The organism is Ruegeria marisflavi (assembly GCF_025673445.1).
Classification (GTDB): Bacteria; Pseudomonadota; Alphaproteobacteria; order Rhodobacterales; family Rhodobacteraceae; genus Ruegeria_B; species Ruegeria_B marisflavi.
Genome location: NZ_JAOVQN010000002.1, coordinates 112,979 through 125,802, shown reverse-complemented (window position 1 = coordinate 125,802; position 12,824 = coordinate 112,979). Strand labels below are relative to the sequence as shown.

Sequence of the window (12,824 nt, the reverse complement as noted above, 5' to 3'; positions counted from 1 at the left end):
GGGCATGACCCCGTCCTATCGGTCTGGCTTCGTGCTGGCAACATTGCCTCAGGCGGCATTGGCGTATTGGAACAACTCCAACTGCTCTTCACGCTGCACCGGCTGCTTCTCCGGTGTGTAATAGGCCCAGGCCTGCTCCAGCAGGGCGAGCGCCTCTTGCGCCGGGCTGCGCGTGTCGGTGGGTTTGCTTGCGATATGCATGGGCGTCATCCTTGTTTCAGATGTGGCCCCTCCCTGCGGTCCAACCTAGGCATGGAATAGATCGAATGCATCGCATAGTTGCGCAGGCTCGACATGCAGAAAAAGCAAGGCTGTTCGCGCCCTAAAAAAGAAACAGGCCCGCCAGAGGCGGGCCCGCTAATACGTTCTCTGACCGGAGGTCAGACGGTGCGCTCGACCATCATCTTCTTGATCTCGGCAATCGCCTTGGCCGGGTTCAGCCCTTTGGGGCAGGTCTTGGCGCAGTTCATGATCGTGTGGCAGCGATACAGCTTGAACGGGTCTTCCAGGTCGTCCAGACGCTCGCCCGTCGCCTCGTCCCGGCTGTCGATGATCCAGCGATAGGCATGCAAGAGCGCCGCTGGGCCAAGGTAGCGGTCAGAGTTCCACCAGTAGCTGGGGCACGAGGTCGAACAGGACGCGCACATCACACATTCATAAAGGCCATCCAGCTTCTTGCGATCCTCGATGGACTGTTTCCACTCCTTGGCCGGGCGGTTTGTCTTGGTTTCCAGCCAGGGCATGATCGAGGCGTGCTGCGCATAGAAATGCGTCAGGTCGGGGATCAGGTCCTTGACCACCGGCATATGCGGCAAAGGATAGATCTTCACGTCACCCTTGATCTCGTCCATGCCATAGATACAGGCCAGCGTGTTGATCCCGTCGATATTCATCGCACAAGAGCCACAGATCCCCTCGCGGCACGACCGGCGAAAGGTCAGCGTCGGGTCGATCTTGTTCTTGATGTAGATCAGCGCATCCAGAACCATTGGTCCGCAATCGTCCATGTCGACGAAATAGGTATCGACCCGCGGGTTCTGCCCGTCGTCCGGGTTCCAGCGATAGATCTGGAACTTGCGAACGTTCTTTCCCTCGGGCTTGGGCCAGGTCTTGCCCGTGGTGATGCGAGAGTTCTTGGGGAGTCTGAATTCAGCCATGGGTCCGTCTCCTTAGAACGTCCGCGCCTTGGGCGCGATTCTCTTCAGGCTGATGCCACCTTGCTCTTCGGTGGTCAGCGGATCGACAACAACCGGACGATAGCTCAGATCCACCTTGTTGCCCTCGACACGGGACACGGTGTGAACCCGCCAGTTTTCGTCGTCGCGGGTGGTGAAATCCTCGTGCGCATGGGCGCCCCGGCTTTCCTTACGTGCCTCGGCGCCGACGATGGTGGCCAGTGCGTTCGGCATAAGGTTGGTCAGTTCCAGCGTTTCCATCAGGTCGCTGTTCCAAACCAGGCTGCGGTCGGTCACGCTCAGGTCATCCATCTTGGCAGCAATGGCGGTCATCTTCTCGACGCCTTCGGCCATGGTCTTGGCAGTGCGGAAAACGGCAGCGTCGGCCTGCATCGTCTTCTGCATCTCCAGCCGCAGATCGGCGGTGGCGATGTTGCCCTTGGCATGGCGCAGCCCGTCGAACCGGTCGAACGCCTTTTCGATCGAAGCCATGTTCAGCACCGGGTTCGATGCATCGCGGTCCACGACCTTGCCCGCCCGGATCGCGGCGGCACGGCCGAACACCACAAGGTCGATCAGCGAGTTCGACCCAAGCCGGTTCGCCCCGTGAACGCTGGCACAGCCCGCCTCGCCCACGGCCATCAGGCCCGGAACAACTGCGTTCGGGTCAGCGGCGGTCGGATTCAGAACCTCACCCCAATAGTTGGTCGGAATGCCGCCCATGTTGTAATGCACCGTCGGCAGAACCGGGATCGGCTCCTTGGTCACATCCACGCCGGCAAAGATCTTGGCGCTTTCCGAGATGCCCGGCAGGCGTTCCGCCAGCGCCTCGGCCGGCAGGTGGCTCAGGTTCAGGTGGATATGGTCGCCATCCTTGCCCACACCGCGGCCTTCGCGGATTTCCATGGTCATAGAACGGCTGACATAGTCGCGCGGCGCCAGGTCCTTGTACTGGGGCGCATAACGCTCCATGAACCGCTCGCCTTCCGAGTTGGTCAGATAACCGCCCTCGCCGCGTGCGCCTTCGGTGATCAGGCAGCCCGAACCGTAAATCCCGGTCGGGTGGAACTGCACGAATTCCATGTCTTGCAGCGCAAGGCCCGCACGGGCCACCATGCCGCCGCCATCGCCGGTGCAGGTATGCGCCGAAGTGGCGCTGAAGTAGGCGCGGCCATAACCGCCCGTCGCCAACACCACCATCTTGGCGTTGAAGACATGCATGGTGCCGTCATCCAGTTTCCAGCAGACAACGCCCTGGCACTGCCCATCCTCGGACATGATCAGGTCGATGGCGAAATACTCGATGTAGAATTCCGCGTTGTTCTTAAGTGACTGGCCATAGAGCGTGTGCAGGATCGCGTGGCCGGTCCGGTCAGCCGCCGCACATGTACGCTGCACCGCCGGTCCTTCGCCGAACTCGGTCGTATGCCCGCCGAACGGGCGCTGATAGATCTTGCCCTCTTCGGTGCGCGAGAACGGCACACCGTAATGTTCCAGCTCATACACCGCCTTGGGCGCCTCGCGGGCGAGGTATTCCATCGCGTCGGTATCGCCCAGCCAGTCCGACCCCTTGACGGTGTCGTACATGTGCCACTGCCAGTGGTCTGGACCCATGTTCGACAGCGACGCGGCAATCCCGCCCTGCGCGGCCACGGTGTGCGAGCGGGTCGGGAACACCTTGGTCACACAAGCGGTGCGCAGCCCCTGTTCGGCCATACCCAGCGTTGCGCGCAGACCGGCCCCACCGGCGCCGACCACGACAACGTCATATTCGTGCGTTTCGTATGCGTAAGCAGCCATTCTATCCAAGCTCCGGTCTTAAAGTGCGATGCGCGCGATGGCGAAAAGGCCGGTCGCGGCAGCGGCATAGGAAAGGCAGATCACCAGAATGATGAGAACCTTCTGCATCAGCCCGTGCACATAGTCCTCGATCATCACCTGGGCGCCGTCCGCGAAATGCTTGAAGCCGACGACCAGGGTCAGGGCGGCCACAATCGCCGGGAACGGGCGCGAGAAGTATTCCAGCACCGCCTGGTGCGGTTCACCCAGCATCGGACCAAAGGTAAAGACGAACAGCGGCATCAGCAGCAGCAGCGCCACGGCCTGTACCTTCATCATCCAGAAATGGTGCACGCCCGATTTGGCCGAACCCATGCCAACGGCGCGTTTACGGTCGGTAAGATAGCGCATCTTCGGCCTCCGTTATGCGATGACCAAGAGGGTCACGAGTGTCAGGACAAAAGAGCCGATCACAACAGCCCAACCCAGTTTCTCGGCTGTCGGCAGGTCCAGACCCAGAGCATAGTCCCAGATCAGGTGCCGGATACCCGCCAGGGTGTGATACCACAGCCCCCAGAGCGAGGCCGCCATGACCAGATCGCCGAGAAGCGAGGTGATGACCCCGTCGGCAACGGCGAAATACTCGGGCGAGGTCGCGGCCGCGAGAAACCACCAGACAATCAGCAGCGCGGCAAGGATCAGCGCGTTGCCGGTAATCCGGGTCAGGATCGAAGTGACAGAGGTCAGCTGCGGACGATAAATCGACAGATGCGGCGAAAGCGGGCGGTTGCCCCGATTGACATCGGCCATGGTGGCTCCTTTCCGTTGGCTGCGCTTGGTTTTACCGGTTTTTTTCGATCTGTCACGCGCTGCAACTGCAAAATGGCGCGGTTTTTTGTCCTTGCCACCCAGAATTTCGCTTTTGTGATCACGCAAATAAACAGCGTGATCACATTTCGCCACTATCGACCGGAATGTGAGCGATAGCAGCGGGAAGACTTGTGATCACGAATCCAACCCACCTCATTCCAAAGCCGCGTTCTGCTGGGTGACTTCGCGCAACAGCTTCTTCCGGATGCGTTCGGGGTAATCGGCGAATCCCGACGCGGTGACGACAAAAGCGCCCTCTCCTACAATCACGTTTTCATAATAATAGGCGGTCAGGTCCGGCTCGCTCTGTTCAATGGCAATCGCGTTCACCGTGATCCCCAAAGCCCGCAAATAAGGGTGGAGCGCTTTCGGCTCTATCCCCTCGTTTGATGGCCCGTCGCCGGACAGGTCGATCAGATGTCGCGTGCAATCGCCCACCTCGGCAAACGCCTCCATCGTGGTTTCCAGCGCTTCGCCCACGGCGGTGGAGTAGTTCCGCCAGACACGCGGGTCGTTCGCGACACGCCCGGCAAACGCGTCCAGCGCCTCGAATGTATCGACCGTTGTCCAGGGGATGGTGATCTGTTGCCGGGAAACGCCGGTCCACTGCACGAGCATCAGCCGCGCCCGGGCCCGCACCAGCGCCTCGGAGATCACAGAATCATTCAGGGCAAACGCTAACCCATCCATCTGGGTGCGGTATTCTTCGGCATCGACCGAACCCGACACGTCCACAGCCAAGGCCAGCGCCAAATCGCAGGCTACGACCGGGCCAGAGATCAAAACCGCCAACGGCGAAAGCAAAAAACGCATGGCAAGCAGGCTACAACAGGCTGGGCAATCTGTCCTGCGATAAAGGAGCCAATCACGATTTCGGGAACCGGCTCCGCGCGACGGCACGGCCTTGTGCAATCAGGCGCTGTTGCCTCTGAACACAAAAAACAACGCGATAGCGATCAGTGTAACCTGAAACTCCATTCCGCCATAGGGATGGGTTTCACTCGGTGTAAAACTCCACTGTCCCCAATGCACCACCGAGATCGCCCCGACCAGAATGACGATTGCCAGTAAGCCCGCCAACCTGGTCAGCACGTCGCCCAACTGGGAACTTGTCAGACCACCCAGCGCCAGAAAAGCCGGTACAGCGAATTCCACAGAGGCTACCATAGTCATCGTCCCGGTCGACAAACCGAACGTCTCGGCGGCGGTCGGAATCTGTGTGGCTTTGTTTGCACCGTGAAAAAGAAACGTTGCCGACAACGCAAAGCGTAACAGCCAATGAGCCATCGGCGCATCCATAGACAACGTCGTTCCTATATTCTTTCGATGAAAATCATATTCCTTGTAACGTTCTGTCACGGGTCGATTCCTTTCGGTTGCGAGTCCGTCAACTTCAAGGCTCAATTATATCAAAAACGGGATCCGTTGGCACGGACCCCGTTCTGTTCTTTCGTATAGGTCGCTCAATCCGCCTTGGAACCAGCCCTCAGACGGGCATCAGCGCCCAATAGTCGAGATCCAGCAGCACGTCCGACCGGTACTTCCCCGCCTCATCGCGCAACTCGAACGGCGCACCGCCCTTGGTCGCCACCAGACGCAGACGCAGCGCGCCGACACCGGGAACCCCGGTCTCTGCCTTGTCCAGCACCTCGCTCCACGCCTTGATCGTGTCGCCCGCAAAACAGGGATTGGCATGCGCCCCGCCGTTCAGCCCCACGATCATCTGCGCATTGGCCAGCCCGTTGAAACTCAGCGCGCGCGCCATCGAGATCACGTGCCCGCCATAGATCAACCGCCCCTCGGGGCGGAAGGTCAGGTCGAAATGCACCTTGGCCGTGTTCTGCCACAGACGGGTGGCCAGCATATGCTCGGCCTCTTCCACCGTGACACCATCCACATGGTCGATGGTCTCGCCCACCGCATAGTCGCCCCAGCGATGCGGCTCGCCCGCCAGCGCGAAATCATAGGTCGAAAAATCCAGCCCCTCGGGCACCACCAGATCGGCGGGCGCCAGCGCCTTTTTCAGTTCGGGCACCACGGTTTCCGGCGCGGGCGCCTCCAGGTCGCGTTTGCGCACCATCACCCAGCGGACGTATTCCATGACGGTCTCGTCACGCTGGTTCAGTCCGCGCGTGCGGACATAGACCACCCCGGTCTTGCCGTTGGAGTTCTGCTTGAGCCCGATCACCTGGGAGACCGAGCGCAGCGTATCCCCCGCATAGACCGGTTTCAGCCAGCGGCCCTCGGCATAACCCAGGTTGGCCACCGCGTTCAGCGAAACGTCCGGCACCGTCTTGCCGAACACCACATGAAAGGCCGCCAGATCGTCGATCGGGCTGCCCGGCAACCCGCATGCCTGCGCAAACGCATCCGAGGAGTAGAGTGCATGGCGTGCCGGATAAAGCGCATGGTACAACGCGCGCTCGCCATTGGTCACAGTGCGCGGCACCGCGTGGTGCAGAACCTGACCTACGGCATAGTCTTCAAAGAAACGGCCCGGATTGGTCTTTGCCATCATTGCTGTCCCAGTTTCATGTCAGCGGAGTAGTCGGCCGGGACATCCTTGGTCACTGCCTGCGCACAGCGCATGATGCCATTGGCCGCGTCATAGGCATAAGCAGGAGAGCCATAAAGCTCCCACCCCTTGGCCAGCGCGTCCGACACCTTGTGGCAGAACGCCGACGTGTCCTCCTCGGTCAGGAGGCGATAAAGTTTCGACATTTGAGGTTCCTTACATCGGGAAGGGCGACGGGCCGACCAGCCCGTGGATATATCCGATCACGCCCAACAGAACGACAGACGCGACAAAGAACATGCCATCCTTTGCCAGGGTTCCCTGCGGACCCGGGGTCCACTCCGGCTCGGCCGCATTGATCACGGCCACTTCGACGATGCCCCAGACGAACAGGCCACCGAACAGGATGATCGAGGCCAGATCGCCATTGACCAGCAGGTGCGCCGCCGCCCAGGCCCGGAACCCGGCCAGTTGCGGATGCCGCATCTTGTGCAGCAGCTTGCCCTTGGTACCGGCCGGGCTCATCATCCAGATCGCCACCAGCATCAGCAGGTTGTTGGCATGGGTCAAGTAAGAGGGCGGTGCCCAGACATGCACATAGGGCGTCATCCTGAACCCGATCACCATCAGCACGACCGAGGCCAGCAGCACCAGCGCCACGACCCCCTTGCCACGATCGCCCATCGCGGCGCGCTGCGCAGGCCGGACCCGCTTGAGCAGATGTGCACCCCACCAGAGTGCCACACCAAGGATCAGAAGAACGAAGCCCATAACGGTTATCCTGCTTGCAAAGACAATATCGCCTCTGCTTTTGCCAGAATTTCACGGGCAGTTGCAACGTGCAGGTTTTCCACGATCTTCCCATCCACCACGGCCACGCCCTGCCCGCTGGCCTCGACCTCGGCAAAGGCGGCAATCTGGCGGCGGGCCAGGTCGATCTCGGCCTCGGACGGGGCAAAGGCCGCGTTGGCGATATCCACCTGCGCCGGATGGATCAGCGTCTTGCCGTCAAACCCCAAGTCGCGGCCCTGCGCGCATTCGGCGGCCAGCCCCTCGTCATCCTTGAACGCGTTATAGACGCCGTCGATGGCGATCAGCCCCTCGGCCTTGGCCGCCAGCAGGCACAGGCCCAGCGAGGTCATCATCGGCAGCCGGTCGGCCCTGAACCGGGTCTGCAACTCCTTGGCCAGATCGTTGGTGCCCATCACAAACCCGGTCAGCAGCGGATGCGCAGCGATCTGGGCCGCGTTCAGCATCCCGCGCGGGGTTTCCATCATCGCCCAGATCGGCAGGTCGCCAGTGATCGCCGCCAGCGCGTCCACATCCGCCGCTTCGCCCACCTTGGGCAGCAGCACCACATCGGCATCCATCTCGCGCACCGCCTCGGCATCAGCCCGGCCCCAGGGCGTGTCCAGCCCGTTGATCCGCACGATCCGCACCTTCTGGCCGTATCCGCCTTGCGCCAGCGCCGCCTTCAGCGTCTCGCGCGCGTTGTCCTTTTCGTCTGCGGCAACCGCGTCCTCAAGGTCAAAGATGATCGCGTCCACCGGCAGGCTGCGTGCCTTGTCCAGCGCCCGCTCCTTGGAGCCGGGAATGTAAAGGACGGAACGATAAGGGCGCTGGCGCGGGTCCATGAGTCTCTCCCAAAGCAATATTGTTGCGCGGAGAGGGGCATTTTTTACCGGAATGTTCAAGGCAAAAATCGCCGCATTGCAGCATATGCCCTGCGTTGCGGGTCCCGCACGCAGGGTTAACCGGTTTGCAGCAGGTTATCGGCAGGCTTTTTCCCACTGGATCGGGGAGCCGGGCACAGCAGGCCGTGCCGGGCGACCCTGGGGAAAGGGGAAGACCCATGAAGAATACCATGTTCAAGATGACGATGGGCCTGGGCCTGATGGCCCTTGCGGCCCAGCAGGTGAACGCTCAGACCCAAGGGCAGAACTGCGCCCCGCGCGCCGTGGTCCTGAAACACCTGACGGAGAAATACGGCGAGGCGCGCCGCGGTATCGGCCTGGTGCAACAAGGCTCGGTGATGGAGGTGTTTGCCTCTGACGAGACCCGCACCTGGACCATCATCGTGACATTGCCCAACGGCATGACCTGCATGGTCGCTTCGGGCGAGGCCTATGAAACACTGACCGAGGCGCTGCCCGCCTCCGGCAACGACGCCTGAACCGGCGGGGGCCCGCCGCCCCCGCCCCACCGCTCAGGTCAGCGCGTCCCAGATCAGCTTGACCCCGGTGACCGTCAGCATCACATGCGCCAGCGCAAAGAACAGCCGCTCGGACACCATATGATGCGCCCGTACGCCCAGCCAGGCGCCCAACAGCGCAAAAGGCGTCAGCAGGACATCGGCCCAGGCGGTCTCCAGCGTGAACATTCCCAGCCAGGCATAGGGTATGAACTTGGCGATGTTGATCGCCCAGAAGGTGACAACCGTGGTGGCCTGGAACTCGGTCTTGCCCAGCTTCTGCGACAACAGGTAGACCGCCGCAGGCGGCCCGCCCGCATGGCTCACGAAACTGGTGAATCCCGCCACCGCCCCGGCCAGCAGCCCGGCGGACGGCGGCAGGCGGTTGGCGAACTCCCGCACCCAGCCGCGCCCCCGCGCCACCTGCCAGACCACAAACGCCACCGAGATCCCGCCGATGAGCAGCCGCAGCAGATCGGCGTCCGTGGCATGATACAGCCACGCGCCCAGCGCCACACCCGGCATGCCCCCCAGGATCAGCAAACGGGCATCGGGCCAGCTCCACCGCCGCCAATAAGGGCCAAGCGTGGCCAGGTCGACCACCATCAACAACGGCAACATCAGCGCCAGCGCCTGCCCCGGATCGAGATAGATCGCCAGAATCGAGGCCGAGGCAAATGCGACGCCAGAGCCGAAGCCGCCCTTTGATATTCCGGCGAAAATCACCGCCGGGATGGTCACCGCGAAAAAGCCGATATCCAGTTCCGGCACGCTCTTTGCCCCATAAATCCCTGTGCAGAAACAGCTTTAGCGCAACCAACCCCGACCGGACAGGGTAAATGCGCCGTGATGCCGCGTCGCAGAACCCTTGCGCGATGCCGCATTACGCACTAGCACAACGTCGATTTTCAACCGGACCGGAGATACTCCAAATGGCCAGACCCAAGATCGCGCTCATCGGCGCAGGTCAGATCGGCGGCACGCTCGCCCACCTCGTCGCGCTGAAGGAACTGGGTGACGTCGTCCTCTTCGACATCGCCGAAGGCACGCCCGAGGGCAAGGCGCTCGACATCGCGGAATCCGGCCCCTCCGAAGGGTTCGACGCCAAGCTCAAGGGCACCCAGTCCTATGCCGATATCGCGGGCGCCGATGTCTGCATCGTCACCGCCGGTGTGCCGCGCAAGCCGGGTATGAGCCGCGACGACCTCCTGGGCATCAACCTCAAGGTCATGAAATCGGTCGGCGAAGGCATCCGCGACAACGCGCCTGACGCCTTTGTCATCTGCATCACCAACCCGCTCGACGCGATGGTCTGGGCGCTGCAACAGTTCTCGGGCCTGCCCGCGAACAAGGTCTGCGGCATGGCAGGCGTGCTCGACTCGGCCCGCTTCCGCCACTTCCTGGCCGAAGAATTCAACGTGTCGATGAAAGACGTCACCGCCTTTGTGCTGGGCGGCCATGGCGACACCATGGTGCCGTCGGTCCGCTACTCGACCGTAGCCGGTATCCCGCTGCCCGACCTGGTCAAGATGGGCTGGACCAGCCAACAGAAACTTGACGCCATCGTGCAGCGCACCCGTGACGGCGGCGCCGAGATCGTTGGCCTGCTGAAAACCGGTTCGGCCTATTACGCCCCGGCGACCAGCGCCATCGAAATGGCCGAGGCCTATCTGAAGGATCAGAAGCGCGTTCTGCCCTGTGCCGCCTATTGCGACGGCGAACTGGGCGTCAAGGGCATGTATGTGGGCGTGCCCACCGTGATCGGCGCCGGCGGCATCGAGCGTATCATCGACGTGTCGCTGACCAAGGAAGAGCAGGACATGTTCGAAAATTCGGTCAACGCGGTCAAAGGCCTGGTCGAGGCCTGCAAGGGCATCGACAACTCGCTGGCCTGAGGCAGTTCGGAAAACACCGGCACAATCCGGTTTTTCCAATGACAGATTTGCGATGGGGCCCGGAAATCCGGGCCCTTTTCCTTTGGCAGCCCGGCCTACGACCTGACGAGCGCCAGGGCGATCACCCGCTGCATCTCGGCCAGGTAATCCGCCGCGCTCCAGCCGTTTTCCAGAACGCAATGCGCCCAGCCATCCATATTGAGCAGCGTGAAATACAAGTCCGCCGCCCGCTCCTCGGAAAGGTGAACCAGCAGATCGCCATCGGCGCGCAGGGCCGCAACCGCCGCGGCACAGCCCTCCTTCATGGCGCGAATGCGGTCGCCCCATGCGGCCCTTGCCTCCTCGTCGGCCGGTCCCAACCGCTCCAGCGCCTGTTTGAGCGGATAGATCGCCGGGAAGAACTCCAGCATGGCCGTGGTATAAGCCGCCAGACGGCTGCGCCCGTCCGGCGCCGCGCGGCTGGGGGCAAGCCGGGCATCGACCTCCAGCGTATCGCCAAAATGCAAGATCGCCGCGATCAGCATGTCGGTTCGGTTGGTAAAGTGGTCATAGACCGTCTGCCGCGTGACACCGGCGGCCCGTGCCACGTCGATCATCCGCATCGGGGACCCTTCGGGGGCCATCAGCAGCGACAGAACCGTTTCCAGCAGCAACAGGCGGGTTTGTTCCCGTTTACTTGACATAGTGTAAGATTTTGCTTGACTCGATGTAAGAATCTACCCCATTCAATCACTCATCTTACATTGTGTAAAGTGAGTCCTGCCATGTCCAATCTCGTCAAGATCTTCCTGCTTGTCTCCGCTGCCGTCCTGATCCTGATCGGCGCCCTGCTCGGCTTTGCGCCCGAGGTTCTGTATTCCAGTTCCGGGCAAAACCTTACCGATGTCGTGTTGATCCGCTCGGACCTGCGCGCGGGCGGGATGTTGCTGCTTTTGTCGGGCCTCGTCGTGCTGGCGGCCGCGCTGCGCGGCCGCCACACCACATCCGCGCTGCAACTCTCGGCGCTGATCTACCTGGGCTACGGGCTGGGCCGTCTGTTCGGTATCGGCTTTGACGGCGCACCGGATGCGATGCTGATCGCGGTCACGGGCGTGGAATGGGCGCTGGGCCTGGGCGCGCTTGCCCTGCTGCGTTGGGGTCAAACCGAACCCGTAGCCCGGGTACTGGCACCCAACTAACACCCTTCCCACTCGCACCCCGCCTATCCCAGCCTTTTCAGGCCGGGACAGAGCCTTGATCTTCGAAATGCATCCGGTAGAGCCGCCGCCACCGCGTACGATGACGGTCGAGGTCGGGCACATCAAAGTCCAGCCCATCGTCAAAGGCCCGAACCGACAGGTCACCCGCCCGGCCTATGGCGCGCAGCGCCGCGCCCGGGTCAATCTGCGGCCGACGCACCAGACCCAGCGCCTCCATGCGTGCCAGATCCGCAGGCGGCAGCGCCTTGAGTTTCTGGTGGAGTTGCAGCAGCGCGAACATATCGCCGCGATTCTCGTCCACATACCCGATCTGAGCCTGACGGGACGGCACCAGCCCGCCATGCGCGGCCGCACCACCGCCACGATCCGACCAGCCCCGCAACAGCTTCATGATCCAGTGGAACCCGGTCAGCCCGTCGAAATGCAGCACCCGCGCCATTGTCGCAGGCCAGAGCAACAATGCGTCGCGTCCGCTCCGGGCACGGGGTGAATGGATGCCCATCAGGCAGTCGCGGCCAGTGCGCACCACCGATTTCCCCTGGGAATGCGCGACGATCCCCCGATGCAGCATCGGTTGCATCTCAGGATCCAGAACCTCGGCCTGCATTGGCCACCCCCGCACCAGCGGCGCCCGCATGTAACCGTCGAACAGTTGCGCCTGCGGGCGGGTCGCGTCAAAAACGCGCTCGAGGTTCGGCAGATGCAGATAGTCGACCGTGTCCGGCAAGGCGCCCAGAATGCGGGCCAGCGGCACGTCCGCCTCAATGAACTCATCCGCATCCAGGTGCACGATCCAGTCCGCCTCGGCGCGGGCATAGGCCCGTCCGGCGTTGCGCAACTGCCGTTTCTCATTGGCTGGCGGGCGCGGTCCGCCCAGCGTTTCCTGCCAATATGCCGCGTCGCAGACAGTGACCCGGCAGCCCGGAATCCGCGCCAGTGCCGCCTCTTGCCCAGGGTCCGGCGCATCGAGATAAAGCTCGACATAGGCCGCCCCCTGCGCCAGATGATGGGTCACGAAACTCAGCGTCAGAACCAGGCTCTCGCGACAGGTGGCCACCACCGCCCAGGTCACACGCTCGGTTCCGGCGTCGCGAAAATACATGCCTGCCCCTCTGCCCGCGCATCTGCCGCGCTTGCCCCACAGGCTAGCTCCAGCCCCGGGGCAGATCAACCGCCTCTGCGTCCGGATAGCGCCGCCAC

General features: G+C 62.5%; 17 protein-coding genes. 3 read left to right on the top strand and 14 right to left on the bottom strand.

Translation table 11 applies throughout. The features are described 5' to 3' along the window. Positions 1–48: 48 nt before the first annotated feature. The 11 genes from OEZ49_RS02505 to OEZ49_RS02455 form a co-directional block, all read right to left on the bottom strand. A complete protein-coding gene (locus OEZ49_RS02505) occupies positions 49–201 on the bottom strand; it encodes a hypothetical protein (RefSeq protein WP_263386849.1) in 153 nt (50 codons plus the stop codon). Positions 202–380: 179 nt separating this feature from the next. After that, positions 381–1,157 (bottom strand): succinate dehydrogenase iron-sulfur subunit, encoded by a 777-nt coding sequence (locus tag OEZ49_RS02500; protein ID WP_263386848.1) that lies wholly within the window; start codon positions 1,155–1,157, stop codon positions 381–383. 12 nt (positions 1,158–1,169) lie between these two features. Continuing rightward, entirely contained in the window at positions 1,170–2,975 is a 1,806-nt protein-coding gene (sdhA, locus tag OEZ49_RS02495; RefSeq protein ID WP_263386847.1) for a succinate dehydrogenase flavoprotein subunit, read from the bottom strand. An 18-nt stretch (positions 2,976–2,993) separates the two neighbouring features. After that, positions 2,994–3,365 carry a succinate dehydrogenase, hydrophobic membrane anchor protein gene (gene sdhD / locus OEZ49_RS02490; RefSeq protein WP_164129132.1) on the bottom strand — a complete coding sequence of 124 codons (372 nt, stop codon included), beginning with the start codon at positions 3,363–3,365 and terminating at the stop codon, positions 2,994–2,996. A gap of 12 nt (positions 3,366–3,377) precedes the next feature. Then, on the bottom strand, positions 3,378–3,764 hold the full coding sequence (sdhC, locus tag OEZ49_RS02485) for a succinate dehydrogenase, cytochrome b556 subunit (RefSeq protein ID WP_164129133.1): 387 nt from the start codon (positions 3,762–3,764) through the stop codon (positions 3,378–3,380). Positions 3,765–3,977: 213 nt separating this feature from the next. Continuing rightward, on the bottom strand, positions 3,978–4,637 hold the full coding sequence (locus OEZ49_RS02480) for a DUF1194 domain-containing protein (RefSeq protein WP_263386846.1): 660 nt from the start codon (positions 4,635–4,637) through the stop codon (positions 3,978–3,980). Positions 4,638–4,736: 99 nt separating this feature from the next. Next, positions 4,737–5,183, bottom strand: a complete 447-nt coding sequence (locus tag OEZ49_RS02475) for a DoxX family protein (RefSeq protein WP_263386845.1) — start codon at positions 5,181–5,183, stop codon at positions 4,737–4,739. 127 nt (positions 5,184–5,310) lie between these two features. Next, entirely contained in the window at positions 5,311–6,339 is a 1,029-nt protein-coding gene (locus OEZ49_RS02470; protein WP_263386844.1) for a MaoC family dehydratase, read from the bottom strand. Next, positions 6,339–6,545, bottom strand: a complete 207-nt coding sequence (locus OEZ49_RS02465; protein ID WP_164129137.1) for a DUF1737 domain-containing protein — start codon at positions 6,543–6,545, stop codon at positions 6,339–6,341. The genes OEZ49_RS02470 and OEZ49_RS02465 overlap by 1 nt, the downstream gene beginning before the upstream one ends. A gap of 10 nt (positions 6,546–6,555) precedes the next feature. After that, positions 6,556–7,110, bottom strand: coding sequence for an NnrU family protein (locus tag OEZ49_RS02460; protein ID WP_263386843.1), 555 nt, complete (start codon positions 7,108–7,110; stop codon positions 6,556–6,558). Positions 7,111–7,115: 5 nt separating this feature from the next. After that, a complete protein-coding gene (locus tag OEZ49_RS02455; protein ID WP_263386842.1) occupies positions 7,116–7,973 on the bottom strand; it encodes an HpcH/HpaI aldolase/citrate lyase family protein in 858 nt (285 codons plus the stop codon). Positions 7,974–8,191: 218 nt separating this feature from the next. On the opposite strand from OEZ49_RS02455, the gene OEZ49_RS02450 reads away from it, so the two are divergent. Continuing rightward, a complete protein-coding gene (locus OEZ49_RS02450) occupies positions 8,192–8,512 on the top strand; it encodes a hypothetical protein (protein WP_263386841.1) in 321 nt (106 codons plus the stop codon). A 33-nt stretch (positions 8,513–8,545) separates the two neighbouring features. On the opposite strand, the gene OEZ49_RS02445 is transcribed toward OEZ49_RS02450, so the two are convergent. Then, a complete protein-coding gene (locus OEZ49_RS02445; protein WP_263386840.1) occupies positions 8,546–9,301 on the bottom strand; it encodes a sulfite exporter TauE/SafE family protein in 756 nt (251 codons plus the stop codon). A 161-nt stretch (positions 9,302–9,462) separates the two neighbouring features. On the opposite strand from OEZ49_RS02445, the gene mdh reads away from it, so the two are divergent. Further along, a complete protein-coding gene (gene mdh / locus OEZ49_RS02440; protein ID WP_263386839.1) occupies positions 9,463–10,425 on the top strand; it encodes a malate dehydrogenase in 963 nt (320 codons plus the stop codon). 95 nt (positions 10,426–10,520) lie between these two features. On the opposite strand, the gene OEZ49_RS02435 is transcribed toward mdh, so the two are convergent. Further along, a complete protein-coding gene (locus OEZ49_RS02435; RefSeq protein WP_263386838.1) occupies positions 10,521–11,108 on the bottom strand; it encodes a TetR/AcrR family transcriptional regulator in 588 nt (195 codons plus the stop codon). An 81-nt stretch (positions 11,109–11,189) separates the two neighbouring features. On the opposite strand from OEZ49_RS02435, the gene OEZ49_RS02430 reads away from it, so the two are divergent. After that, positions 11,190–11,603, top strand: coding sequence for a DUF4345 domain-containing protein (locus tag OEZ49_RS02430; RefSeq protein ID WP_263386837.1), 414 nt, complete (start codon positions 11,190–11,192; stop codon positions 11,601–11,603). Positions 11,604–11,640: 37 nt separating this feature from the next. On the opposite strand, the gene OEZ49_RS02425 is transcribed toward OEZ49_RS02430, so the two are convergent. Further along, positions 11,641–12,726: a glycosyltransferase family 2 protein gene (locus tag OEZ49_RS02425; RefSeq protein ID WP_263386836.1), complete on the bottom strand. Its 1,086-nt coding sequence runs from the start codon at positions 12,724–12,726 to the stop codon at positions 11,641–11,643. Between the last annotated feature and the right edge of the window lie 98 nt (positions 12,727–12,824).